The organism is Streptomyces minutiscleroticus (genome assembly GCF_014650875.1).
Lineage (GTDB): Bacteria > Actinomycetota > Actinomycetes > Streptomycetales > Streptomycetaceae > Streptomyces > Streptomyces minutiscleroticus.
Genome location: NZ_BMVU01000027.1, coordinates 57,451 through 79,985, shown reverse-complemented (window position 1 = coordinate 79,985; position 22,535 = coordinate 57,451). Strand labels below are relative to the sequence as shown.

At 74.6% G+C, this 22,535-nt stretch carries 20 protein-coding genes; 10 read left to right on the top strand and 10 right to left on the bottom strand.

Features of this window, described 5'->3' with window-relative positions:
- The first annotated feature begins 140 nt into the window (after nt 1-140).
- Together IE271_RS24205 and IE271_RS24200 are read left to right on the top strand one after the other, a co-directional pair.
- The gene (locus IE271_RS24205) at nt 141-1,163 is read left to right on the top strand and encodes a LacI family DNA-binding transcriptional regulator (protein WP_190192527.1); all 1,023 of its coding nucleotides are present in this window, start codon (nt 141-143) and stop codon (nt 1,161-1,163) included.
- Nucleotides 1,164-1,396: 233 nt separating this feature from the next.
- A complete protein-coding gene (locus tag IE271_RS24200; RefSeq protein WP_190192526.1) occupies nt 1,397-3,052 on the top strand; it encodes a catalase in 1,656 nt (551 codons plus the stop codon).
- A 391-nt stretch (nt 3,053-3,443) separates the two neighbouring features.
- Here IE271_RS24200 and IE271_RS24195 read toward each other — a convergent pair whose 3' ends face one another.
- Nucleotides 3,444-4,736 carry a multidrug effflux MFS transporter gene (locus IE271_RS24195; protein WP_229919531.1) on the bottom strand — a complete coding sequence of 431 codons (1,293 nt, stop codon included), beginning with the start codon at nt 4,734-4,736 and terminating at the stop codon, nt 3,444-3,446.
- 128 nt (nt 4,737-4,864) lie between these two features.
- On the opposite strand from IE271_RS24195, the gene IE271_RS24190 reads away from it, so the two are divergent.
- Nucleotides 4,865-5,317 carry a MarR family winged helix-turn-helix transcriptional regulator gene (locus tag IE271_RS24190; RefSeq protein WP_190192525.1) on the top strand — a complete coding sequence of 151 codons (453 nt, stop codon included), beginning with the start codon at nt 4,865-4,867 and terminating at the stop codon, nt 5,315-5,317.
- 127 nt (nt 5,318-5,444) lie between these two features.
- Here the strand turns inward: IE271_RS24190 and IE271_RS24185 are convergent, their stop codons facing one another.
- Entirely contained in the window at nt 5,445-6,365 is a 921-nt protein-coding gene (locus IE271_RS24185) for an alpha/beta hydrolase (RefSeq protein ID WP_229919530.1), read from the bottom strand.
- Between the two features lie 208 nt (nt 6,366-6,573).
- Here IE271_RS24185 and IE271_RS24180 point away from each other — a divergent pair, with 208 nt between their 5' ends.
- Together IE271_RS24180 and IE271_RS24175 are read left to right on the top strand one after the other, a co-directional pair.
- Complete coding sequence (locus IE271_RS24180; protein ID WP_190192524.1) at nt 6,574-8,634, top strand: AfsR/SARP family transcriptional regulator; 2,061 nt, start codon at nt 6,574-6,576, stop codon at nt 8,632-8,634.
- A gap of 137 nt (nt 8,635-8,771) precedes the next feature.
- Nucleotides 8,772-9,581: a DUF4097 family beta strand repeat-containing protein gene (locus tag IE271_RS24175; RefSeq protein WP_190192523.1), complete on the top strand. Its 810-nt coding sequence runs from the start codon at nt 8,772-8,774 to the stop codon at nt 9,579-9,581.
- A 202-nt stretch (nt 9,582-9,783) separates the two neighbouring features.
- Here the strand turns inward: IE271_RS24175 and IE271_RS24170 are convergent, their stop codons facing one another.
- Nucleotides 9,784-10,641, bottom strand: a complete 858-nt coding sequence (locus IE271_RS24170) for an SCO4651 family lipoprotein (RefSeq protein ID WP_190192522.1) — start codon at nt 10,639-10,641, stop codon at nt 9,784-9,786.
- 402 nt (nt 10,642-11,043) lie between these two features.
- Between IE271_RS24170 and IE271_RS24165 the strand changes: the two genes are divergently transcribed.
- Entirely contained in the window at nt 11,044-11,490 is a 447-nt protein-coding gene (locus IE271_RS24165; RefSeq protein ID WP_190192521.1) for a hypothetical protein, read from the top strand.
- A 189-nt stretch (nt 11,491-11,679) separates the two neighbouring features.
- On the opposite strand, the gene IE271_RS43380 is transcribed toward IE271_RS24165, so the two are convergent.
- Nucleotides 11,680-11,808: a hypothetical protein gene (locus IE271_RS43380; RefSeq protein WP_268256217.1), complete on the bottom strand. Its 129-nt coding sequence runs from the start codon at nt 11,806-11,808 to the stop codon at nt 11,680-11,682.
- A gap of 58 nt (nt 11,809-11,866) precedes the next feature.
- Nucleotides 11,867-12,310: an ATP-binding protein gene (locus IE271_RS24160; RefSeq protein ID WP_190192520.1), complete on the bottom strand. Its 444-nt coding sequence runs from the start codon at nt 12,308-12,310 to the stop codon at nt 11,867-11,869.
- A gap of 209 nt (nt 12,311-12,519) precedes the next feature.
- Here IE271_RS24160 and IE271_RS24155 point away from each other — a divergent pair, with 209 nt between their 5' ends.
- Nucleotides 12,520-12,780, top strand: coding sequence for an HU family DNA-binding protein (locus IE271_RS24155; protein WP_190192519.1), 261 nt, complete (start codon nt 12,520-12,522; stop codon nt 12,778-12,780).
- Between the two features lie 183 nt (nt 12,781-12,963).
- Here the strand turns inward: IE271_RS24155 and IE271_RS24150 are convergent, their stop codons facing one another.
- Together IE271_RS24150 and otnK are read right to left on the bottom strand one after the other, a co-directional pair.
- On the bottom strand, nt 12,964-13,602 hold the full coding sequence (locus IE271_RS24150) for a class II aldolase/adducin family protein (protein WP_190192518.1): 639 nt from the start codon (nt 13,600-13,602) through the stop codon (nt 12,964-12,966).
- The gene (otnK, locus tag IE271_RS24145) at nt 13,599-14,882 is read right to left on the bottom strand and encodes a 3-oxo-tetronate kinase (protein WP_190192517.1); all 1,284 of its coding nucleotides are present in this window, start codon (nt 14,880-14,882) and stop codon (nt 13,599-13,601) included. Before otnK ends, IE271_RS24150 begins: the two co-directional genes overlap by 4 nt.
- Nucleotides 14,883-15,082: 200 nt before the next feature.
- Between otnK and IE271_RS24140 the strand changes: the two genes are divergently transcribed.
- The 3 genes from IE271_RS24140 to IE271_RS24130 all read left to right on the top strand — a co-directional run bounded on the left by IE271_RS24140 (nt 15,083) and on the right by IE271_RS24130 (nt 18,747).
- Nucleotides 15,083-16,483, top strand: a complete 1,401-nt coding sequence (locus IE271_RS24140) for a homoserine dehydrogenase (protein WP_190192516.1) — start codon at nt 15,083-15,085, stop codon at nt 16,481-16,483.
- Nucleotides 16,484-16,485: 2 nt separating this feature from the next.
- Nucleotides 16,486-17,844 (top strand): GntT/GntP/DsdX family permease, encoded by a 1,359-nt coding sequence (locus tag IE271_RS24135; protein WP_190192515.1) that lies wholly within the window; start codon nt 16,486-16,488, stop codon nt 17,842-17,844.
- A gap of 108 nt (nt 17,845-17,952) precedes the next feature.
- Nucleotides 17,953-18,747, top strand: a complete 795-nt coding sequence (locus IE271_RS24130; protein ID WP_190192514.1) for a DeoR/GlpR family DNA-binding transcription regulator — start codon at nt 17,953-17,955, stop codon at nt 18,745-18,747.
- Between the two features lie 73 nt (nt 18,748-18,820).
- On the opposite strand, the gene IE271_RS24125 is transcribed toward IE271_RS24130, so the two are convergent.
- The 3 genes from IE271_RS24125 to IE271_RS24115 form a co-directional block, all read right to left on the bottom strand.
- Nucleotides 18,821-20,152 (bottom strand): MFS transporter, encoded by a 1,332-nt coding sequence (locus tag IE271_RS24125; RefSeq protein WP_190192513.1) that lies wholly within the window; start codon nt 20,150-20,152, stop codon nt 18,821-18,823.
- Nucleotides 20,153-20,424: 272 nt separating this feature from the next.
- Nucleotides 20,425-21,390: a YihY/virulence factor BrkB family protein gene (locus tag IE271_RS24120; RefSeq protein ID WP_190192512.1), complete on the bottom strand. Its 966-nt coding sequence runs from the start codon at nt 21,388-21,390 to the stop codon at nt 20,425-20,427.
- 147 nt (nt 21,391-21,537) lie between these two features.
- Entirely contained in the window at nt 21,538-22,341 is an 804-nt protein-coding gene (locus IE271_RS24115) for an SDR family NAD(P)-dependent oxidoreductase (RefSeq protein ID WP_190192511.1), read from the bottom strand.
- Nucleotides 22,342-22,535 lie beyond the last annotated feature (194 nt).

Genomic DNA, 22,535 nt, shown 5'->3' with positions numbered 1-22,535 from the left:
CATTACATCGATGTAAATATGTTGGCGCGAAGGAAACGGTACGACTACCCTCCGCGACGCCGCTGCGCCGGAGCGGGGGCGCGAGGGGCCGTGGTCCGGCGCCGGGAAGGGGCCGCGAAGGGCCGTGAAAGGATGGGCGCGTGGCGGCTCGACCCAGGATCAAGGACGTGGCGGAGTACGCGGGTGTCTCCGCGAAGACCGTCTCCAACGTCATCAACGACTACGAACACGTCTCCGAGCAGACCCGCGCCGCGGTCAAGGAGGCCATCGACGCCCTCGGTTACCGGGTCAACATCGCCGGCCGCCAGCTCCGCAAGGGCCGCACCGGCATGATCGCCCTCGTCGTGCCGGAGCTCGACGTGGCGTACTTCTCCGAGCTGGCCAAGCACGTGATGACCGAGGCGGACCGCCGGGGGATGACCGTCCTGCTCCATCAGACGAACGGCGAGCGCACGCGGGAGCTGGCCGCCCTGCACGGCTTCGACGCCCAGTTCACCGACGGTGTGATCCTCAGCCCGCTGGCGCTGCTGCCGCACGACCTGGAGACCCGCGACCGGCGGCTCCCCGTCGTCCTGCTGGGCGAGCGGCCGTGGGCGAGCCGCACGGACCACGTCGGCGTCGACAACGTCCGCGCCTCGCGGGAGGCCACCGAGCACCTGCTCGCCGGCGGCCGCCGGCGCATCGCGGTGATCGGCGGCGCCCTGCGCGGCCGCCAGGGCACCGACCGCCTGCGCACCCAGGGCTACCAGCAGGCACTTCAGGCCGCGGGCCTGCCCTTCGACGCCGGTCTGGTGGTCCCGGTCGACGCCTACCACTGGCAGGACGGCGCGCGGGCGGCGGCCTCCCTGCTGGAGCGGCCCGAGCGCCCCGACGCCCTGCTCTGCCTCAACGACCACCTGGCCCTGGGCGCGGTGCGGGCCCTGCACGAACACGGTGTGCGCGTGCCCGGCGACGTGCACGTGGTGGGCTTCGACGACATCGAGGCCTCCCGCTTCATGATCCCCTCGCTGACGACGGTCGCCCCGGACAAGGCGGAGATCGCCCGCGCGGCGGTGTCCCTGCTGCTCCAGCGCGTAGAGGACCCGGCTGCGAGTGTCCACGCCCCGCAGGACCGCACGGCGCCCCACCGCCTCATCGTCCGGGAGAGCACGGGCGGAGCGTGAGCGGCCGGGCCCCGGGCCCGGCTCCGGCCGCCGCCGCGCCCGGCCGGCGACGCGGGCGGCCGCCTCTTCCCCCCGAACGCGGGGCGATTCTCGGCCAGTCGCGTGACACCGCATTTTCACAGGCATGGTCGGGGGCCGGCGGGGGACACAGGTACTTCGGCCGGACGCACGGGGGCGACGGTCCCGGCCGCGACGAGACAGCAGCCGCTCAGGTCGAAGGAGCCTCCGAGCACATGACGGACGTATCGAGCCAGGGTCCCGCTCCGGGCGACGACCGGAAGGTCCTGACCAACCGGCAGGGACACCCGGTCTACGACAACCAGAACCAGCGCACGGTGGGCGCGCGCGGCCCGGCCACGCTGGAGAACTACCAGTTCCTGGAGAAGATCAGCCACTTCGACCGGGAGCGCATCCCCGAGCGCGTGGTGCACGCCCGCGGCGTCACCGCCTACGGCTTCTTCGAGGCGTACGGGGCGTGGGGCGACGAGCCGATCGCGCAGTTCACGCGCGCCAAGCTGTTCCAGGAGCGGGGCAAGCGCACGGACCTCGCGGTGCGCTTCTCCACGGTGATCGGCGGCCGGGACTCCGCCGAGACGTCCCGGGACCCGCGCGGCTTCGCGGTGAAGTTCTACACCGAGGACGGCAACTGGGACCTCGTCGGCAACAACCTGGGCGTGTTCTTCATCCGGGACGCGATCAAGTTCCCGGACGTCATCCACGCCCTGAAGCCGGACCCGGTGACCTTCGAGCAGCAGTCCCGGCGGATCTTCGACTTCATGTCGCAGACCCCCGAGTCGATGCACATGCTGGTCAACCTCTTCAGCCCGCGCGGCATCCCCGCGGACTACCGCCACATGCAGGGCTTCGGCGTCAACACCTACAAGTGGGTCAACGAGCGGGGCGAGACCAAGCTGGTCAAGTACCACTGGATGCCCAAGCAGGGCGTGCGCTCCATGACCGAGGAGGACGCCGCCAGGATCCAGGCGAAGAGCCTCGGCCACGCCACCAAGGACCTGTACGAGTCGGTCGCGAACGGCGACTACCCCGAGTGGGAACTGCTCGTGCAGATGATGGACGACCACGACCACCCCGAGCTGGACTGGGACCCGCTGGACGACACCAAGACCTGGCCGGAGCAGGACTTCCCGCCGAAGCCCGTCGGCCGGATGGTGCTGAACCGGATGCCGGACGACTTCTTCGCCGAGAACGAGCAGATCGCCTTCGGCACCGGCGTCCTCGTCGACGGCCTGGACTTCTCCGACGACAAGATGCTCGTCGGCCGGACCTTCTCCTACAGCGACACCCAGCGCTACCGGGTCGGCCCGAACTACCTCCAGCTGCCGGTCAACCAGGCCAGGAACGCCACGGTGCACACCAACCAGCGCGACGGCCAGATGGCGTTCTACCAGGACGGCGGCAGCGAGAACCCCATCGTCAACTACGAGCCGTCCATCCTGGGCGGCCTGCGCGAGGCGCAGTACCCCACGCACGACGAGCAGGGCCCGGAGATCCGCGGCCGGCTCACCCGCGCCCGCATCCCGCGCACCAACGACTACCAGCAGGCCGGCCAGCGCTTCCGGCTGATGGAGGACTGGGAGCGCGACGACCTGGTGAAGAACTTCGTCAACCAGCTCTCCCAGTGCGACCGGCCGGTCCAGGAACGCATGGTGTGGCACTTCCTGCTGGTGGAGAACGAGCTGGGGCTGCGCGTCGGCGAGGGGCTCGGCATCTCCCCCGACGACGTCTCCCACCTGGAGCCGCTGCAGAGCCAGACCCTGACGGACGAGGACCGCGAGCGCCTGGCCAACCTGGGCAAGAACCCGCCCCGCGACGTCACCGGGCTGACCATGACGCACTGCGTGCCCGACGAGCGCCACGTGGTCGGCTGACCCCGGCGGCGCGACGCCGCAGGCGTTCACCGGGCGTCCGGGACGGGCACCGCGCCCCGTCCCGCCCCCCCGCCGCGTTCCGCCGCTCTCCCCCCTCCCGCCGGCTCCCCCGCTCCCGGACCACCACGTCGCACCGCACGGGCACGGACACGGTGGGGGCCGGCGGAGACGGACCCGGGCGGACGGGCCCGGCCGCGCCTCGGCCACCGCACCGCCGCGGCCGCGGTGGCGCTCGCGGGACGGCGTCCCGGCGCCGCGGGACCGGCACCGGCACCGGCCCGGACGGTGCACGGCCGGGAGGCGGACGCGGGCCGAGGGGCAGCGCACGGTGTGCGCCGCCCCGGTCGCTTCGCCGCCGCCCCTGTACGGGACGCGGCGGCGCGGCCCCGCGTCAGCGGGCCGCCGAGTCCGCCGATTCGGCCGGGCCCGCCGCCCCGTCCGCCCCGGCCGGGCGCGACGCCTCGCCGCGCTGTGGGGGCACCGGCGCCGGCCCCTTCCCCACGGCGAACTGCGCGCAGAGCGCGAGCAGCGCGGACACGGCGATGGTCACCGCCATCGGCAGACCGGTGTCCTCGCCGCCGAGGCCGACGAGCGGGGAGACCAGCGCGCCGAACCCGAACTGCAGGGCCCCCATGACGGCCGCCGCCGCGCCCGCCGCGTACGGGGCGCGGCCGATCGCCAGGGCGGAGGCGTTGCCCATGATCAGGCCCAGCGTGAAGACCGTCAGGAAGAGCACCGGGAGCACGACGGGCGCGGACGCCCCGGCGGCGAGGACCGCCAGCAGCACGAGGGCCAGTACGAACATGCCCGTGAGTCCGGTCCGCAGGAGCGCGGCCGGGCTGAAGCGGTTCACGAGCCGGCTGTTGAGGGTGCTGGACAGGACGAGCCCGACGGCGTTCACGGCGAAGGTGAGGGTGTACTGCGTGGTGGACAGGCCGAGCACGTTCTCCACCACGAAGGGCGAGGCGGAGATGTACGCCATGAGCCCGGCGAAGCCGAAGGCGAAGGCGAACGTGTAGCCGAGGTAGCCGCGGTCGGCGAAGAGCCGCCGCATCGTGCGCCCGGTGTCGGCGAGACCGCCGGCGTGCCGCTGCTCCCTGGGCAGCGACTCGGGGACGACGAACAGCGCCGACAGCAGCATCAGCAGGGTGATGCCGGTGAGCACCCAGAAGACGCCGCGCCAGCCCGCCGACTCGGAGAGGGCGCCGCCGGCCAGCGGGGCGACGACCGGGGCGATGCCGCCGATGCTGGCGAGCACCGAGAAGACCTTGGCCGCCGCGCGGCCCTCGGTGCGGTCGGAGGCGACGGCCCGGCCGATGACGATGCCGGCGGAGCCGGCGAAGCCCTGGACGAAGCGGAAGACGACGAGCAGCCAGATGGAGGGCGCGAGCGCGCACAGCGCGCTCGCCAGCGTCGCGACGGCCGTCGCCGCGATCAGCGGCCCCCGGCGCCCGAAGCGGTCGGAGAGCGGGCCGATGAGGAGCTGGCCGACGGCGAGGCCGGTCAGGAAGGCGGTGAGGGTGAGCTGCACGCCGGCGGCGCTGGTGTGCAGGTCGGAGGCCAGTTCCGTGAAGGACGGCAGGTACATGTCGGTGGCGAAGGGCGCCACCGCGGACAGCAGGGCCAGGACCACGATCAGCGGTCCGGACACACCGGGACGCGGTGCGGCGGGACTGGCGGACAAGCGGATCTCCCGAGGACGAGGGCAGACGGGAACGGCGCGCCGGGACAGGACGGCGGTGGCCATGGAGCGCGTGGAGCGCACGGCGCGGCAAAATATTTATGAGTTCATAAATAGATTAGCATGGGCCCATGGACCGTCAGACGGCTCTCCGTGCATTCACGCCCGCGCTGCGCGAGGTGACGCGCACTCTGCTGCGCACCGGGGCGCAGTGCGCCGGCGTGGACCCGCTGACGGCCACGGAGGCCGACATGCTGCGCCTCGTCGTCCGGGAGCCGGGGCTGAGCCCGGGCCGGATCGCCGTCGAGATGCACATGAAGCCGAGCAACGTCAGTGCCGCGATCCGGCACCTGACCGAGCTGGGCCTCGTGTCCCGCGAGAGCGACCCGGCCGACCGGCGTGCCGCCCGGCTCGTCCCGACCGAGCGGGCCGTGGACAACACCCGCAGGATCGAGGACGCCTGGGCCTGCATGATCGAGGACGCCCTCGGCGACCTCCCCGCGGACGACGCCGAGGCCCTGCTGCGCGCCCTGCCCGCCCTGCGCTCGCTGGAGGCCGCGGTCCGCGCCAGGGGCACGGCCTGAGCCGGACGCCCCGGAGGACCGCAGGCCCGAGGCCCTGAGCCCGGGAGCCGGGGCCCGGGACCCGGGGAGCCGGGGACGCAGGAACCCATGGAGGCCGGGGCCCGGCGGGCCGTGGCCCGTCCGCCCGTCAGTCCGCCCGGCGGGCCATCAGCTCCCGCAGGGCCGCGGCGACCTCCGCGGGCGCCTCCTCCGCCATGAAGTGCCCGTACGGAACGGTGGTGTGCCGCAGGTCCGGCGCCCAGGCCCGCCACAGGGCGGCGGCGTCGTACCCGAGCGCGGCGCCCCAGTCCTGCTGGAGCACGGTCACGGGCATGCGGAGGCGGTTCCCGGCGGCCCGGTCGGCCGTGTCGTGCTCCACGTCGATCCCGGCGGAGGCGCGGTAGTCGGCGACGATGGACGGCACCGCGCCGCGGCAGGCGCGCAGGTACACCTCGCGGACCTCCTCGGGTACGGCCCCGGGATCCTTCGACCACAGGTCGAGGAAGTGACCGAAGAAGGCGTCCGCGCTGGCGGCGATCATCCGCTCGGGCAGACCGGGCGGCTGGGCCATCAGGTAGAGGTGGAAGCCGACCGCCGCCGAGACGCCGTGCAGGGCCTCCCACATGTCGAGCGTGGGCGGCGCGTCGAGGCAGGCCAGGCGGCTCACCGCGCCGGGGTGGTCGAGGCCCGCGCGGAAGGCCACGAGCGCGCCCCGGTCGTGGCCGGCCAGCGCGAAGCGCCCGTACCCCAGCTCCCTGGCCAGGACGACGACGTCGCGGGCCATGGTCCTCTTGGAGTAGGTGTCGGGCCCCGTCGCCGCGGGCTTGTCGCTGTCCCCGTAGCCGCGCAGGTCGGGGCAGATGACGGTGTGGTCGGCCGCGAGGTCGGCGGCCACGTGGCGCCACATCAGGTGGGTCTGCGGGAAGCCGTGCAGGAGGACGACGGGCGTGCCGGACCCTCCCACGGCCGTGTGCAGGGAGACACCGTCGGCGACCGGCACACGGTGGTGGTCGAATCCGGCGATGACGGGTTGCGCGGCGGCGCTCTTCGCGTTCACGGCTCTCTTCACGGTTCTTTCCGTTCCTTCCGTCCACAAGGCGGGACCCGGTGGGAGGCGGCGGCCGGACGCGGCCGCCGCGATGCCCCCACGGTGCGGGCGGCGGATGAGCAGCCGATGAGCGCGCTGTACGTTGTGGACGCGGCGGCGCGACGGCACGGCACCGGACGGGCGCGCGGGCCGGTGGGAACGGGAGCGGGCGGAAGGGCGGCACACGGGCGTGGAGGTGGAGTTCGGGGTGCTGGGCCCGGTGGCCGCCTGGGACGGGGCGGGCGGGGCCCTCCCCCTCAAGGGGCCGAGGCACCGCGCGGTGCTCGCCCGGCTCCTCGTCGCCCGCCGCCGCGTCGTCCCCGTCCCGCGGCTCGTGGCGGACCTGTGGGGGACGCGGCCGCCGGGGGACGCGGTGAGCGCCGTACGGACCTTCGTCGCCGCCCTGCGGCGCGCGCTGGAGCCGGACCGCCCGCCGCGCGCGCCGTCCCGCCTGCTGGTCACCGAGGGTCCCGGCTACGCGCTGCGCCCGGCGCCCGGGGCCGTCGACGCCTGGCGGTTCGAGCGGGCCGTCGAGGCGGCGGAGGAGCTGCCGCCCGCGCGGGCCGCGGCCCGGCTGGCCGCCGCCCTGGACCTGTGGCGCGGCCCCGCGTACGCCGACGTGGCGGAGGAGCCCTGGGCGCGCGGCGAGCGCTCCCGGCTGGCCGAGCTGCGGCTGGGGGCCGTCGAGAGCCGGGCCGCGGCGCGGCTGGCGCTGGGCGCGGCCGCCGAGGCCGTACCGGACCTGGAGGCCCACGTCACGGAGCACCCCTGGCGGGAGGACGCCTGGCGGCTGCTCGTCCTGGCCCTGTACCGGTCCGGACGGCAGGCCGACGCGCTGTCCGCCGTACGGCGGGCCCGGCGGCTGCTCGGCGAGCACCTGGGCGTGGACCCCGGCCCGCGGCTGCGCGCCCTGGAGGCGGACGTCCTGCGCCACGCGGACCACCTGGACCCCGGCCCCGGCGGACCGGCGGCGCAGGTCTGGGCGGAGGCGGCGGCCGCGTACGAGCGCGCCGTGCCCGCCCGGGCGCGGGCGCACCTGGAGTCCACGGCGGGCCTGATGCGCGAGCTGGCGGTGACCGGCGGCAGCGGCCTGGAGGCGGCCCGCCTGCACCGGACGGCGGCGGTCGCGGCCGCGGAGCGCACGGGCGACCCGGAACTGACCGCCCGCGTCATCGGCGTCCACGACGTCCCGGCGATCTGGACCCGCGGCGACGACCCCGCCCGGGCCGGGCAGCTCGTCCGCACGGCCGAGCGGACGCTGCGGCGGCTGCCGCCGGACGCCCCCGACGCGGCCCGGGCGCGCCTGCTCGCCACGATCGCCGTGGAGACGCGCGGCCCCTCCCCCGCCGGCACCGTCGGCGGCCCGGCCGGGCCCGCCCCCGCACGCGCGCGCCAGGCGGCCCGCCAGGCGGAGGCCCTCGCACGGCGCCTGGACGACGCCTCCCTGCTCGCCTTCGCGCTGAACGGCGTCTTCATGCAGAGCTTCGGGCGCGCCGGGCTGGCCGCGCGGCGGGACGCGGTCGGCGCGGAGATCGTCGCCCTGTCCTCCCGCAACGGCCTGCCCTCGTACGAGGTGCTGGGGCACCTCGTACGCCTGCAGGCGCACTGCGCGCTGGGCGACCTCGCCGGGGCCGACCGGCACGCGGCGGCCGCGGACGGGCTCGCCGAGCGGCACGAACGCCCGCTCGTCCGCGTCTTCACCACGTGGTACCGGGCGCTGCGCACCTCGTTGACGGCTCCGCCGCGCACGGCCGAGGCCGCCTACCGGGAGGCCGCCGCGACCCTGGACGGCGCGGGCATGCCGGGCCTGGAGCGCGGGCTGCTGCCCCTGGCCCTGCTGTGCCTGCACGAACGCCACGGCGCGCCGTTCCCGGACTGCGGACGCACCGGCCCGCACCCCGCCGGACCGGAATCCGACGCCCCGGGGACCACCGCCCCCGAAGCCGTCGACTGGGGGCCCTACGAACCCTGGGTGCGCCCGCTCCTCCTCGTCCGCCGGGGCCGGGCCGAGGAGGCGGGTCGCGCCCTGCGCGTCGCCCCGCCGCCCCCGCACGACCTGCTGTACGAGGCGCTGTGGTGCCTGCTCGCCCGGGCCGCGCTCCTCGTCGGCGACCGCGCGGTCATGCGGCACGCGCGCACCGTGCTCGAACCGGCCCGCCCCGAACTCGCGGGCGCGGGCAGCGGTCTGCTGACACTGGGACCGGTGTCGGAGCACCTGGACGCTCTGACGGCGGCGCTGGAACGGCCGTAGCGCGCGGAGGGCGCGAGCGGCGTGCGCGTTCCCCCGGAGGCGCCGCGCACCTCACGGGCCGTCGCCTCTCCCGCCGGGGGCGTCCGGCCGCGGCGGGCCGTGGCGTGGACGGCCGGGTGCGGGGAAGGCGACTCGGCATGGACCTTCGTACGAGACCGTACGGGTGGCGGCCGGCCGCCGTGCTCGCCCTCCTGCCCCTGCTCGCGGCGTGCGGAGGCGGTCACGACGAGGACGGTCCCGCCCGGGGGGCCGCGATGCGGATACCGTCCTCCGACGGGACCGAGCTGGTGATCAGGACCGACAACGGCGTGCGGCTGCGGCCGGCCGACGACGACCGGGTCGGCGTCGACGAGCGCGTGCGGACCGACTGGTCGCACCGGGACGGCACCTGGGTGCTGGACCTGTCGTGCCCCGGCCACGACGGCGGGAGCGCCTGGGCCGACCGGCCGGACGGCGGCCGGGACGGCGGGAGCGCCGGTGGCGCGTGCCCCCGCATGCCCGAAGTCACCGTCCCCGCGGGCACCGCCGTCACCGTCTCCGCCCGGAACGCGGGGATCGACGCGGCCGGTGTGTCCGGCGCGCTGGACCTGACCACGGTCAACGGCGACGTGACCGTGGACCGCTCCGGCGCGCGGGACGCCGTGGTCCGGCTGGCGACCCGCAACGGCTCGGTGCGCGCGGGCGGTCTGCTCGCCGCCCGGCTGCACGCGCGGACGGTCAACGGGGACGTGGTCCTCGGGTGCGGCACCGCACCCTCGGGCGTCGGCGCGGCGACCACCAACGGTTCGGTCCGCGTCACCGTTCCGCACGACGCCCCGGCCTACCGCGTCACGGCGACCACCGACAACGGCGGTCCCACCGTCTCCGTCCCCACGACCGGGGCGGAAGCAGGCCGCGAGATGACGCTCAGCACCGTGAACGGTGACGTGACGGCCGCCGCGGAGTGACACCGTCGGCCCCGCCCGGACACCCCGGCGGCCGACCGGCCCGGGGCATCGCCCTCCTCGCCGCCGTCACACGCTCCTCGCGGCCGTCACGCGGTCGTCGCGGCGAACGCGACGAGCGGTACCGGTACGTCCCACCGTCCCATGGGCCGTACCCGTACCGCTCCTCGTCCGCGCGGGGCGTCCGTCCCGCCCCGCCCCCCGGTCAGGCGGAGCCGCTGCCCGCCTTGGCCAGCTCGTCGGTCATGTCGGCGGTGTCGCCCGCGGGCGGGGCGGACACGTCGACCGGCGTGCCGAAGCCGCTGAGGTTCATGACGGTCTTCACCGTCGCCTTCCGGCCCGAGCCCTGCCCGCTCGCGTCCTTGACGGTGAGGGAGACCTGCTGACGCCGCATCAGGCCCTCGTCGTCGATCCACAGGTCGACGGGGACCTCGTCCCCGAGCCGCTGCCGCAGCTTGCGCTCCTGCTCCGCGTTCCCCTCGGCCAGCTTGCCGAGGTCCACGTCGACCCGGTAGTGCGTGGTCCTGACCCCGCCGATCTTCTCGGTGCCGACCTTCTCGACGTTCTCCTCGGACAGGGACCTGGTGTACGCGAGGGAGTCGGCCGGATTGCTGACCTGCGTGTTCCCCATCGCACCCGAGGACTGCAGCTTGCCCAGGTCGACCTTCGTCCAGCTCTTGCCCTTCGGCAGCTGCCCGCTGCCCTCCGGGGGCTTCTGGTAGAGGACCCGGTCGACGACGCGCTGTTCGAGCTCCTCGCCCTTCATCCCGAGGCGGACCTCGCTGGTGCCGTTCCGCAGGTCGATCACGCCCGAGCCGCTGACCGACTCGCTCCGGCCGTCGGTGACCGCCGTGGTGGTGAGCTTCAGCCGGGCGGACCCGGCCTGCTCGGTCTTCTCACCGGTGGCCTGCACGACCTGCGCCGGCGACTGCTCGGCCGCCGCGTTCTTCGGCTCCCCCTCCGCCTCGCCGTCGTCCCCGCCGCACGCCGTCAGCGCGGTGGTCGCCAGTAAGCCCGCCGTGGCCAGAGAAGCGATGCGAACAGTGCGCGCCCTCACCATCATGCGACTCTTCTCCCCTTTCGCACGGCCTCGGCCGTGATGTGCGTCGTGTGGTGTGGGGGACCGATTGCCCCCCGCCCCGCTGCGCATGCGCTGTGAGTGATCTTTCTGCGTACATCGCACCAGTACGTGTAGACGCCCGGCCTTACGCCACCTGACGGCCCGCCACACGGCCGCCGGTACGCACCGCGTGCACCGTGCGGTGCGCGGTGCGGGCACGACGGTCCGGCCCGTCCCCGGCCCGGACCGGCCACTGGAGGCGGAAGGACCGCGCGCACGCCGGAGGGACCTCTTTGCCGCACAAGCACCGTTCTTTCGAGTGAGCGGGGAAGTTTTGTCGCGAATGTCGGTATCGGTCGGGCATTCATGGATCTGTCAATGACACTCCGACCATGGAGGAAAAGCATGCGTATGCGTACCCTCGCGACCACGGGCGCCCTGCTGGTTGCCGCCCTCGGCGCCGGTGCCGGTACCGCCGCCGCCGACGACGACGGGCCGCGCAAGGAGCACGGCGTCTCCGACTCGCGCGGTGAGCACCACGGCAAGCACGACCGTGGTGACAAGGGCGGCGACCACCACGGCGGCTTCCGCGGTGAGGGCCGCGAGGAGGGCCACGGCGAGGGCTCCGGGAAGGGCCACGGCGAGGGTTCCGAGGAGGGCCGCGGTCAGGGCTCCGAGGAGCGCGAGTCGCACGCCGCGGGCGGCTACAAGAAGGAAGGCGGCTACGGCCACTACTTCAACGTGGGCGGCCCCTACGGCATCACGGACTCCCACGTCGCCGGTTACAAGAACGCCGGTGTCTTCTCGTTCGGCAGCGAGTACGAGAACGAGTACGGGCACGGGGAAGACTGACACCGTCGGCTCGCACCGCACGACGCGGGCCCGCGCCGCGGACAGCGGTACGCGGGCCGTTCCACCCGGCCAGGGGTCGCCACCGGCAGGTACGGACGGCGGCCCCTGTGCCGTGCCCGGACACGGCCGGAGCGGGCACGGCCGTGCCCGCTCCGGCTCCCGTCCTCCTCCGCCGTCCGCGCGATGCCCCTACTTCCCGCGCCTGCGGTACAGCCTGAGCAGCGCGGACACCACGACGGTCACCGCGAGCAGGGCCAGCAGGACCTGCCCCCAGCCGGGCAGTCCGGGCCCGCCCGGCACCGCCAGCCACTCCTCCATGGGATCACTCCTCGCTCCCGGCCGCCGTCCTCCGGCTCCCGGCGCTGCGGCCGGAGGGTCAGTCCGCCGGACCGGTCTGCGGGCCCACGGCCCCGTCGGCCGCAGCGGGGTCGTCCGGCTGGAAGCACGCGGTGACCGTCTTGCCGTGCCGCTGGCAGCGCGCGTCCCAGCTGTCGGCGAGCACCTTCACGATGTGGACGCCGCGCCCCGACAGGTCCTCGGTGCCGCTCTCCTTCTCGTCGGGCAGTCTCCGGGACTCGTCGTGCACATTGACGTGCAGGCACTGTCCGTCCCAGCTGAGCACCAGGTGCGCGTCGCTGTGCGCGTGCCGGTGCGCGTTGGTCAGCAGCTCCGACACCACGAGGACCACGGAGTCGACCGTGTCCGGCTCCTTCTCGGACCACGGCAGCGACGCCAGCTGACGGCGCGTCCACTCTCTTCCCGCGCGCACCCCACCCGACATGGGAAACGAATGGGCCCAACCCATTGCCCTGACCGGCACGATCTTCTCCCCACAACGATCGTCACTACGTCACGTGCACCGACTGCGTCACCCCTACCGGGTGCCCACCGACGGCCGGAACAGACACGGTGCCGCCCGCAGGACCGCGGCGCGCCCGGCCCCGGCTGCGGGTGCAGCGGCCGGGAAGCGGTGTCAGGATGGCAGCGGTCGGGGGGACTTCCGAAGCAGCGGACAGAGGGAAGCGGCGAATGGACAAGTCCGAACTGATCGAGGCGACCGCGCGGAAGACCGGTGACGGCGGCACCGCCCTGGCGCACGAGGACGTCGAGCGGGTGATCGACGCGCTGTTCGGCACCGTGGAGCGCTCCGGTGCGATCGCCGAGGCGCTCAAGGGCGGCGACGCGGTCACGGTGCTGAGCTTCGGGAGCTTCCACGCCGAGAACGGCGCGCCGGTCCTGCGGCCGGACAAGGCGGTCGCCGAGTTCCTGCGGGAGGAGACGCGGCGCTGACGCGCCTTCGGGGACGGGCCGCTCCGCGCGGTTCCCCGGGGAACGGGCCCCCGTACGGGCATGCGAACTGGTCGGGCCGCGTTCCTCCATGAGGACGCGGCCCGCACCCAATGCATTTCCCGAAAACACAGCACTTATGCGTTTTCACCGCGACGGGCTGCCGTCCCGCGTGTGGAAGTACGTCTAACCGGTCCAGACGGAACCATGCGCCGCGGCGAGCGCCCCGGCCTCCTCGTGCGTCAGCAGCCGCGCCGGCCGGTCGCCGAGCAGGAGCAGCAGGGCGGACACCTCCTCGATCTCCACGGCGGCCTCGACCGCCGCCCGTACGGAGCCGCCGCTGACCACGGGCCCGTGGTTCTGCAGCAGGACGGCCCGGAAGGGGAAGCCGAGCGCCTCCAGCTCCGCGGCCTGACCGGGGTCGCCGGGCGGCGCGTACGGCAGGAGCGGGGTCTGGCCCACGCGCATGACGAAGTACGGCGTCAGCGGGGGTATCGCGCTCCGCTCCGACCAGGCGGGGCGGCAGGAGAGGGCCGCCGCGTGCCGGGAGTGCAGGTGCACCACGGCGGCGGTGCCGGGGTCCCGCCGGTAGAAGGCGAGGTGCAGCGGGAACTCCTTGGACGGCCGGGGGCCGTCCAGGTGCGTGCCGTCCGGGTCCAGGACGGTGAGCCCGTCGGGGTCGAGCGCGGCGAGGTCCGCCCCGGTCGGGGTGATCAGGACGCGGCCGCCGTCGCGGACGCTGAGGTTGCCGGAGGAGCCGGGGCTCAGGCCGAGGGAGGCGAGGTGGGCTCCGGCGGCCGCGAGGTCGTGGCGGGCACTGGTCACGCGAGACGCTCCCAGGCCTCGGTGAAGATGGCGGCGGTGCCGAAGTTGCCGGACTTCAGGGCCAGGTCGACGGTCTCGCGGCGGCCGTGCGCCGTGACCTCCGTACGCGCCCAGGCGACGCCGGGGGCGATCGGCGCGCCGACGGCCAGGCTGCGGGCGCCGAGCGCGGTGACCACCGCGCCGGAGGTCTCGCCGCCGGCCACGAGCAGCCGGCGGGCGCCCGCGGCGACGAGCTCCACGGCGCAGGCGGCGAGCGCGCGCTCCACCAGCTCGGCGGCCGGCTCGGCCCCGGCGGGCGTCTCCTGCTCCAGGTCCTCGGCGGAGCCGACGGCGTACAGGAGCGGGGGCCGCTCCCTGTCCTCGCGCCAGTACGCCCGGACGAAGGCGGTCAGGTCGGCGACCCCGCCGGTGAAGTCCTCGCGGAGCCGCGCGAGGTCGAGCTTGCGGTGCGGCAGGTGCGCGCGGCCGTGGGCGACCTGGGCGCGGGTGGCCGCGGAGGCGCTGCCGGACAGGACCACGGCGGGGTCGCCGGGGCGTGAGGCGGCGGCGGCCCGCGCGCTGCCGGCGTGCGGGCCGCTCAGGCCGACCGCCAGGCCGGCGGCGCCCGTGACCAGCGCGAAGTTCTCGGTGGCGGCCGCGATCACCCGCAGGTCGGCGTCGGAGACGGCGTCCACGACCACCAGGGCGTCCGCCAGCGCCGGGTCGTCCAGCGCGGCGCGGAGCGCGTCGGCCCCCGCCCGTACGGTGTCCAGGCCGACCAGGGCCACCGGGCGGGAGGTCTGCGGCTCCAGCAGGCGCGGCACGCGCGAGTCCCGCATGGGGGTCAGCGGGTGGTCCCGCATCGGGCTCTCCTCCAGCAGTTCGTCGTGGACGAACAGCCGCCCCCGGTACACCGTGCGGCCGGTGGCGGGGAAGGAGGGGACGACGACCGTGCGGCGCTCGCCGAGTTCGTCCAGGAACGCGTCGGCCACCGGCCCGATGTTGCCCTTCGGGGTCGAGTCGAAGGTCGAGCAGTACTTGAAGTAGAAGCGCCGGCAGCCGGCGGCGCGCAGGGCCCGCAGCGCCGCGAGGGAGGCGCCGACGGCGTCCGCGACGGGCGCGGTGCGCGACTTCAGGGCCACGACGACGGCGTCGGTGTCCGCGTCCGGGCCGTACGCCCCTTCCGCGTCGACTCCGTCGGGCCCGACCGCCACGACCGTTCTGTGACCACGGGCGACCAGCATCGTTGCGAGATCGGTCGCTCCCGTGAAGTCGTCGGCGATGGCCCCGAGGGTCGGCATCAGGCCTCCTGCGGTCGGTGCGGCTCCGGGCCGCGCGGGGGCCGCCCAGATCTTGACTGTGTGAAATTATGTTAACAGACTTTACGCATCTGGGATTGCTTGATACATCTTGTTAATACGCGCTTCTGCTCATCGGCCCGTCGCCCGGCCCGCCGTACGGAAGCGGCTCCACTGCAATGCGCCCTCATCGAGGAGAGCCCATGAACCTGCACCACCTCTTCGCCGACAGCGGCGGCCGGACCGTGCGGTACGCACTGTCCGGGGCCGGCGGAGGCTTCGCCCGCACCCTGCTGTCCCGGACCCGCCGCATGCCCGGCCTCTCCCCCGCCGTGCTGTGCGACCGGGACGTCGAGCGGCTGCGCGGCATCCTCGTGGAGCTCGGGTACGACGCCGGGCGGCTGCCCCACTGCGCGGACGCCGACGCCGTGCGGCGGGCGGTCGCCCGGGGCGACATCGCGCTGGTCGCCGACGGCGCGCTGATGGACGCGGCCGGCTGGGACATCCTCGTGGAGGCGACCGGCAGCCCCGCCGACGGCTTCGCGATGGCCGAGCGGGCCCTGCGCGGCGGCCGGCACGTGGCCATGGTCAGCAAGGAGGTCGACTCGGTCGCCGGACTGCGCCTGGCCGACCTGGCCCGGGAGCACGGCGTCGTCTACACCACCGCCGACGGCGACCAGCCCGCCAACCTCATCGGCCTGGTCACCTGGGCCGAGCTGCTCGGCCTCGACATCGTCGCGGTCGGCAAGTCCACCGAGTACGACCTCGTCCTCGACCCGGAGACCGGCAACGTCACCCAGCTCGACACCACGGTGCCCGCACCGGAGCTGGCCGGGCTGCTCACGCTCGGCGACGACGTGCCCGCCACCCTCGCCGCGCGCGCCCGCGCCGTGGCGGCGCTGCCCACCGGCGCCACCGCCGACTACTGCGAGATGGCCGTGGTGGCCACCAACACGGGCTTCCGCCCCGACACCGAGCTGCTGCACTACCCCGTGGCCCGGATCGCCGAGCTGGCCGACGTCTACCGGCTGCGCGAGGACGGCGGCGTCCTGAGGCGCCCCGGCGCCGTGGACGTCTTCAGCGCCCTGCGGCTGCCGGACGAGGCGTCCTTCGCGGGCGGCGTCTTCGTCGTCGTGCGCACCGACGACCCCGGGACCTGGGAGACGCTGCGCGGCAAGGGCCACGTCGTCAGCCGCGACGGCGGCTACGCCGCGATCTACCTGCCGTACCACCTGATGGGCGTCGAGACCCCGGTCAGCCTGCTGTCCGCGGTGCTGCACGGCCGGCCCTCCGGCGGCACCGACCCGCGCGCCCACGCCGTGCTGGCCGGACGCGCCCGCACCGACCTGTCCGCCGGCACCGTCCTGGAGATGGGCGGCCACCACCACGACGTCACCGGCGTGCAGGCCGTGCTGCTGCGCGACGAGGACGCTCCCGAGGACGTGGCGCCGCTCTACCTCGCGGCGCACGCCACCCTCGCCCGGCCCGTGGCGGAGGGCGAGCTGATCACCCTCGGCGACCTGGCCGACGCCGACGCCGCGCTGCTGGACGCCTGGACCGCCGGGCGCGCCTCCCGGCCCGGTGCGGCTCCCGAGGCGGTGTGACCATGAGCACCGACCTCCAGCACCTGCTGCTCGGCGTCGCCGCCGTCGCCGTCCTCGTCCTGCTCATCACCAAGGCGAAGCTGCACCCGTTCCTGGCGCTGGCCCTCGCCGCCCTCGGGCTCGGCGTGGCCGCGGGCATCGCCCCGGCCAGGGCCGTCGAGGCCTTCCAGGGCGGCTTCGGCGACGCGCTGAAGAGCACGGGACCGACCATCGGCCTCGGCACGCTGCTCGGCGGCATACTCCTGGGCTCCGGCGGCGCCGACCGCATCGCCACCGTGTTCATCGGCAGCCGCCCGGTGAAGTGGATCCCCGCCGCGATCACGGCGGCGGCCCTGCTCATCGGCATGCCGCACCTGTTCGACGTCAGCTTCATCATGCTGGTGCCGCTGGTGTACACCGTCGCCAAGCGCACCGGTACGCACCTGCTGTACGTGGGTCTGCCGATGGCCGCGGGCCTGTACGTCTCGCACGGCCTGCTGCCGCCGCACCCGTCGCCGACGCTCGCGGTCTCCGCGTTCGACGCCAGCACCGGCCTGACGATCCTCTACGGTCTGATCATCGGCATCCCGATGGCGGTGCTCACCGGCCCGCTGCTCACCCGGTTCGCCGCCCGCTGGTTCGGCCCCGCGCCCGACCTCGACCGCGGTCCGGTGCAGGCGGACAACCCGACGCCCGAACACCGGCGCAAGCCGGTGTCGTTCGCCCTCGCCATGATCACCGTGCTGATGCCGCCCGTGCTGATGCTGATCGGCACCGTCGGTACGGCCAACGCCGACAAGGGCAGCCTGCTGTACACCTTCTTCGAGGCGTGCGACTCCGCGGTGCTCTCCCTGCTGGCCGCGGTGGTCTTCGCCTTCTTCGCCCTGGGCGTGCGCTCCGGCTTCGGCCTGGGCCAGCTCCAGAAGATGGCGGGCAAGGGCCTGGGCCCGGTCGGCGGCATCGTGCTGATCCTGGGCGCCGGCGGCGGTCTGAAGGCCATGCTCACGGAGACCGGCATCGACAAGCTGATCTCGGACTACGCCGTCGACTGGGCGGTCCCGCCCCTCGTCCTCGGCTGGCTCGTCGCGGCCCTGCTGCGCATCTGCCTCGGCTCGGCCACGGTCGCCACCGCGGCCGCCACCGGCATCGTCGCCCCGCTCCTGGCCGCCTCCCCGGGGGTCTCCCCCGAGCTGATGGTGCTGGCGACGGCCTCCGGCGCGGTGATGCTCTCGCACGTCAACGACTCCGGCTTCTGGCTGTTCAAGGAGTACTTCCAGCTCTCCGTCCCGCAGACCTTCCGGACCTGGACGCTGATGCTGTCGCTCCAGTCCCTGCTCAGCCTGGGCGGCGTCCTGCTGCTCAGCGTGTTCGTCGGCGGCTGACCCGCGGTCCCGGCCCGTCCCCGCCGCCCGGGTGCGGCGGCGACGGGCCGGGACCATGTGCAAGATCATCGGCTACCGTCGCACAGGACCGGAAGGGAGAACCCAACGATGACCGCCGACGAGCGTCCGCCGCTGATCCCCGATCAGCGCCGCGAGCAGCTCCTGAAGCACCTGCGCCGCGACGGGGTGCTCAGCGTTCACCAGATCACCCAGCTCTTCGGCGTCTCCCACATGACGGTGCGCCGGGACATCGCGGAGCTGGAGCGCCAGGGCCTGGTGTTCTCCGTGCCCGGCGGCGCCCGGATCGCCAGCCACGTCGACACCGAACCCAGCTTCCAGGACAAGTCCCTGGTGGAGCAGCCGCAGAAGCAGGCGATGGCGGCGCGGGCGGCCGAGCTCGTCCAGGAGGGCATGACCGTCTACCTGGACGCGGGCACGACCCTGCTGGCGATGGTGCCCGCGCTCGCCCGGCTGAAGTCGCTGACGGTGGTGACCAACGACTTCACCACCGTCGACCGGCTGACGGCGGCGGAGCACCTGGACCTGGTGCACATCGGCGGCCGGGTCGACGTCTCCAACCGCTCCAGCGTCGGGCGCCTGGCCGCGGCGACGCTGCGCCAGCTCGCCCTGGACATCGCGTTCATCAGCACCAGCTCCTGGGACCTGCTGCGCGGTGTCACCACGCCGTCGGAGCCGAAGGTCGAGGTGAAGCAGGCGGCCATGGAGAGCGCGGGCAGCTCGGTGCTGGTGGCCGGTTCGTCGAAGTTCGGCACCTTCGGCCGCTACCGGGTCGCCCCGCTGGACGCCTTCGACACCATCGTCAGCGACACCGACCTGGCCGGGGCGGCGGCGGAGGGGGTCCGGGCCAAGGGGGCCGACCTGGTCCTGGCCGCCACCGCCTGACCCCTGCCCCTCCTCGTACGACGGCGGCCCGGACCCGGTGGCAGCGGGTCAGGGCCGCCGTCGCGTGCGCCGGTCAGCCGGCGGCGGACAGGCGCTCGGCCGGGCCGCCGCTCGGGACCGCGGGCGCGTTGCGCAGACCGGCGAGGACCAGGAACAGGGTGGACAGGACGGCCGTGAGGGCGAAGGCGGTGAAGCCCCAGCCCTCGGCCTCGCTCGCGACGAGCTGCCCGCCGAGCCACGGGCCGAACACCGCGCCGAAGCGCCCGATGCCGGAGACCCAGCCGACGGCCGTGGCGCGGTGGTCGGCGGTGGAGCGGCCCGCCACCGCCGCGTAGAGCATGGCCTGGGCGCTGAAGAGGAACAGGCCGGTCAGGAAGACCACGGCGTACGTGAGCGCCAGCGGCATGCGGACGCCGAGCGTGTAGATGCCGACGGCGGTGAGGACGAACCACAGGGCGGCGACGCGCGCGGCGCCGTAGCGGTCGGAGAACCGGCCGCCGACCAGCATGCCGACGATGCCGCCGAGGTTGATGACGACGACGAAGCCGAGGGAGGAGCCGAGTTCGTAGCCGGAGCCGCGCATCATGGTGGGCAGCCAGGTGCTGACGCCGTACACCAGCAGCAGTCCGCCGAACGAGGCCAGCCAGAACAGCAGCGTGGTGCGCCACAGGCCGTCGCGGAACAGGGCGAGCAGGGCGCTCCACCGCTCCCCGGCGGCGGGCCTGTCCGCCTCGGGCACGGGCAGGGGCACGCCGTGGCGCGCGGCGAGCGCGGCGGCCTCCTCGGTCCGGCCCCTGGCGAGCAGGAAGCCCATCGACTCGGGCAGGAACCGCACGACCAGCGGTACGCCGATGAACAGGGGCGCCACGCAGATCCAGAAGGCGACGCGCCAGCCGCCCTCGCCGCCGGTCCACAGGCCGACGAGGCCGGAGAGGATGCCGCCCGCCTGATGGGCCGTCATCAGCGTGCCGACGACCAGGGCGCCGCGGCCGCGCGGGGCGTACTCGGAGACCAGGGTGATCGTGGTGGGCAGCAGGCCGCCGAGGCCGAGCCCGGCGATGAAGCGGCCGAGTCCGAACACCCCGGGGCCGCCGGCCACGGCGCACAGCGCGGACGCCAGGGAGAAGACCGCGGTGCAGGCGACGATCGTCTTCTTGCGGCCGATCCAGTCGGTGACGGCGCCCGCGGACAGAGCGCCCAGGAGCATGCCGAAGGTGGCGTAGCTGCCGAGGTCGCCGGCCTTCGCGGCGTCCAGGCCGAGGGCGTGCTCCTCCAGCATGTGGGGCAGCACGGCGCCGTAGACGAACATGTCGAGGCCGTCGAAGAGCACGACCAGCCAGCACAGGCCGACGACCAGCGCGGTCAGCCGGGTGCCGCGTGCGGGTGGCGCGGGGGAGGGGGACAACGTCGTTTCCTCTCGTCCGTGAAGGGTCCCCGGCGAGGTGAGCGGATGGTCGGCGCGCGGCTCGTGCGGCCGACCCGCGGGGGTGCGCAGAACGGTAAGCACCCGCTCGGTACGGGTCAACGCTTTTGTCAACAATCTAATAAACAATCTGATCGACCCAGGGACGAGCCGGTCCTTCCCGGCCGGGAAGGGGCGCGCGAGGGCAGCACACCTCGCTGAGCTGTGCTTTTCCTGTGTGACAGGCTTTTACGAAAAGGGCGGCAGCGGCGGGGTCAGGGCCCGGACCCGGGGTCCGGCTGCACCGCCTCGGTGATCCCCGCGCGGGCGGCCTCCAGCTGGGCGGCGAACGCCATCCCCAGGAACAGGGCGACCCCGGTGAGGTTGGCCCACAGCAGCAGCGCGACGAAGGCCGTGAGCGGTCCGTACACGGCGCCGAAGGAGCCGCTCTCGGCGACGTACAGCGCCAGCAGCCAGGTCGCGGCGATCCACAGCAGCAGGTGGACCAGGGAGCCGAAGGCGAGCCAGGTGTACCCCGGCTGGTCCCGGCGCGGGGACCAGCGGAAGATCACCGCCGACGCGACCCAGGCGAGCGCCACGCCCAGCGGCACCTGCACCGCCCCCAGCCAGTCGAGCCGGCCGGCGGACCAGCCGAGGGTCTCGGCCACCGCCCCGCGCACCGCGTCCCCCGCGACCAGCACGAGGAAGCCGAGCACCATGGGCATGCCGGCGGCGAGGGCGAGCAGCAGGGCCCGGCCGTACTTGAGCGGGAACGGCCGGTCGCGCTCGATCCCGTAGATGCGGTTGGCGCCCCGCTCGACCTGGCCCAGCGCCGAGGCGAGGTTGAGGACGGCGAAGCCGAGGCCGAGCCACATGGCCACGGCGCTCCACACCCCGGAGCCCGCGCTGCGCTCCGTGCCGGCCAGGGCGTCGCGGACCAGGTCGGAGCTGGCGCCGGGGACGATCCGGGCGAGGGTGAGTTCGACGACCTTGCCGACGCTCTCGGTGTGCACGGTGGTGGCGACGCCCACCAGCGCGATGGTGAACGGCACCAGGCCGAGCACCACCTGGAAGCCGAGGGAGCGCGCGCTGGAGAAGCCGTCGGCGTAGCGGAAGCGCGCGAAGGAGTCCAGGAGCAGCCGGCGCCCGCCGTAGCGCCGCAGCGCGGTGAGCGCCTCGTCGCCGGAGAGCTCCTCCCCGATCATGTCCCGCGTCTGCGGCACGTGCACAGCGGTTCCCATGGCGCGTGGCTCCTCGTGTCCCTCGTCCGGCGGCACCCGGGCCGCGGCGGCGCGGCCCGTTCTCCCTTCTTGCCTGACCGGCGGGATCAATCCGCGCGGCGCGTCCCCGGACGGGCGGCGCGCCCGGGGACGGATGCGGGGAAGCGGTCAGCCCCGCCCGCCGCGGGCCGCCGTGCGGATGCCCTGCTCCGCCGCCGCCAGCTCCGCGACGGGACCGGAGTCGGCGAGTCCGGGCACGACCACGACCTCCCCGGCCTCCAGGCCGGTCAGCGAGGCGTCGATCACCTGCCCGACGGGCATCCCGCCGTCCTCGTGGACGGCCGCCTCCCGGCCCGCGACCGGCAGGTCGCCGCGCGTGAGGTGGAACTCGGTGGCGGTCAGGCCCGGGCACAGCACCTGCAGGCGCAGCGGCGTCCCGGCCAGCTCGGCGGCGAGGGTGCGGGTGAAGGTCACCACGTACCCCTTGGTGCCGCCGTACACGGCGCGCTGAGGCAGCGGGTCCGGCGGCAGGGAGCCGGCGAAGGCCAGCTGGGAGGCGACGTTGACGATCGCGCCCCGGCCGCGCTCCAGCATGGCGGGGACGGCGGCCCGGGTCAGCGCGGTGACGGCGAGGACGTTGACGTTCACGACCTTCGCCAGGAGGTCGGGGTCGAGCGCGGCGAACGGGCCGTAGCCGTTGATGCCCGCGTTGTTCAGCAGGAAGCCGACGTCCCCGGCCGCCACCCGCGCCACCACGCGGGCCAGGTCCTCGGGCAGCGACAGGTCGGCCTCCAGGATCTCCGGGTGCGTCCCGGTCGTCTCGCGCAGCCGCCCGGCCAGGTCGTCGAGGCGCTGCCGCCGCCGGGCCACCAGGACGGTGTCCCAGCCCTCCTGCGCCAGCCGCTCCGCGTACGCCGCGCCGATGCCCGAGGAGGCTCCCGTCACCAGCGCCTTGCCACGTTCCGTGTCCACTCGCGTTCTTCCTCTTCTCCCCCGCCCCCCGTCGGATGTCCTTCACCGCAGACGGTAATCGCAGCTCCGCCCGGTTCCGCCGGTAGGGGGCGGGACGCGCACGGGGCGTGTCCCCGGACGGCCGACACCGCCGGGGCACGCCCCGCCGTACACCCCGTGCCGGGGCGGGTACTAGTGCCGTGACCGGGAGGGTT

Excerpts from the sequence above, each read along its gene's own strand:
- IE271_RS24175 (WP_190192523.1), top strand. The coding sequence starts at position 8,772 with ATGGACCTTCGTACGAGACCGTACGGGTGGCGGCCGGCCGCCGTGCTC.
- IE271_RS24170 (WP_190192522.1), bottom strand. The coding sequence starts at position 10,641 with ATGATGGTGAGGGCGCGCACTGTTCGCATCGCTTCTCTGGCCACGGCG.
- IE271_RS43380 (WP_268256217.1), bottom strand. The coding sequence starts at position 11,808 with ATGGAGGAGTGGCTGGCGGTGCCGGGCGGGCCCGGACTGCCCGGCTGG.
- IE271_RS24135 (WP_190192515.1), top strand. The coding sequence starts at position 16,486 with ATGAGCACCGACCTCCAGCACCTGCTGCTCGGCGTCGCCGCCGTCGCC.
- otnK (WP_190192517.1), bottom strand. The coding sequence starts at position 14,882 with ATGCCGACCCTCGGGGCCATCGCCGACGACTTCACGGGAGCGACCGAT.
- IE271_RS24130 (WP_190192514.1), top strand. The coding sequence starts at position 17,953 with ATGACCGCCGACGAGCGTCCGCCGCTGATCCCCGATCAGCGCCGCGAG.
- IE271_RS24120 (WP_190192512.1), bottom strand. The coding sequence starts at position 21,390 with ATGGGAACCGCTGTGCACGTGCCGCAGACGCGGGACATGATCGGGGAG.
- IE271_RS24165 (WP_190192521.1), top strand. The coding sequence starts at position 11,044 with ATGCGTATGCGTACCCTCGCGACCACGGGCGCCCTGCTGGTTGCCGCC.
- IE271_RS24190 (WP_190192525.1), top strand. The coding sequence starts at position 4,865 with ATGGACCGTCAGACGGCTCTCCGTGCATTCACGCCCGCGCTGCGCGAG.
- IE271_RS24200 (WP_190192526.1), top strand. The coding sequence starts at position 1,397 with ATGACGGACGTATCGAGCCAGGGTCCCGCTCCGGGCGACGACCGGAAG.
- IE271_RS24155 (WP_190192519.1), top strand. The coding sequence starts at position 12,520 with ATGGACAAGTCCGAACTGATCGAGGCGACCGCGCGGAAGACCGGTGAC.
- IE271_RS24140 (WP_190192516.1), top strand. The coding sequence starts at position 15,083 with ATGAACCTGCACCACCTCTTCGCCGACAGCGGCGGCCGGACCGTGCGG.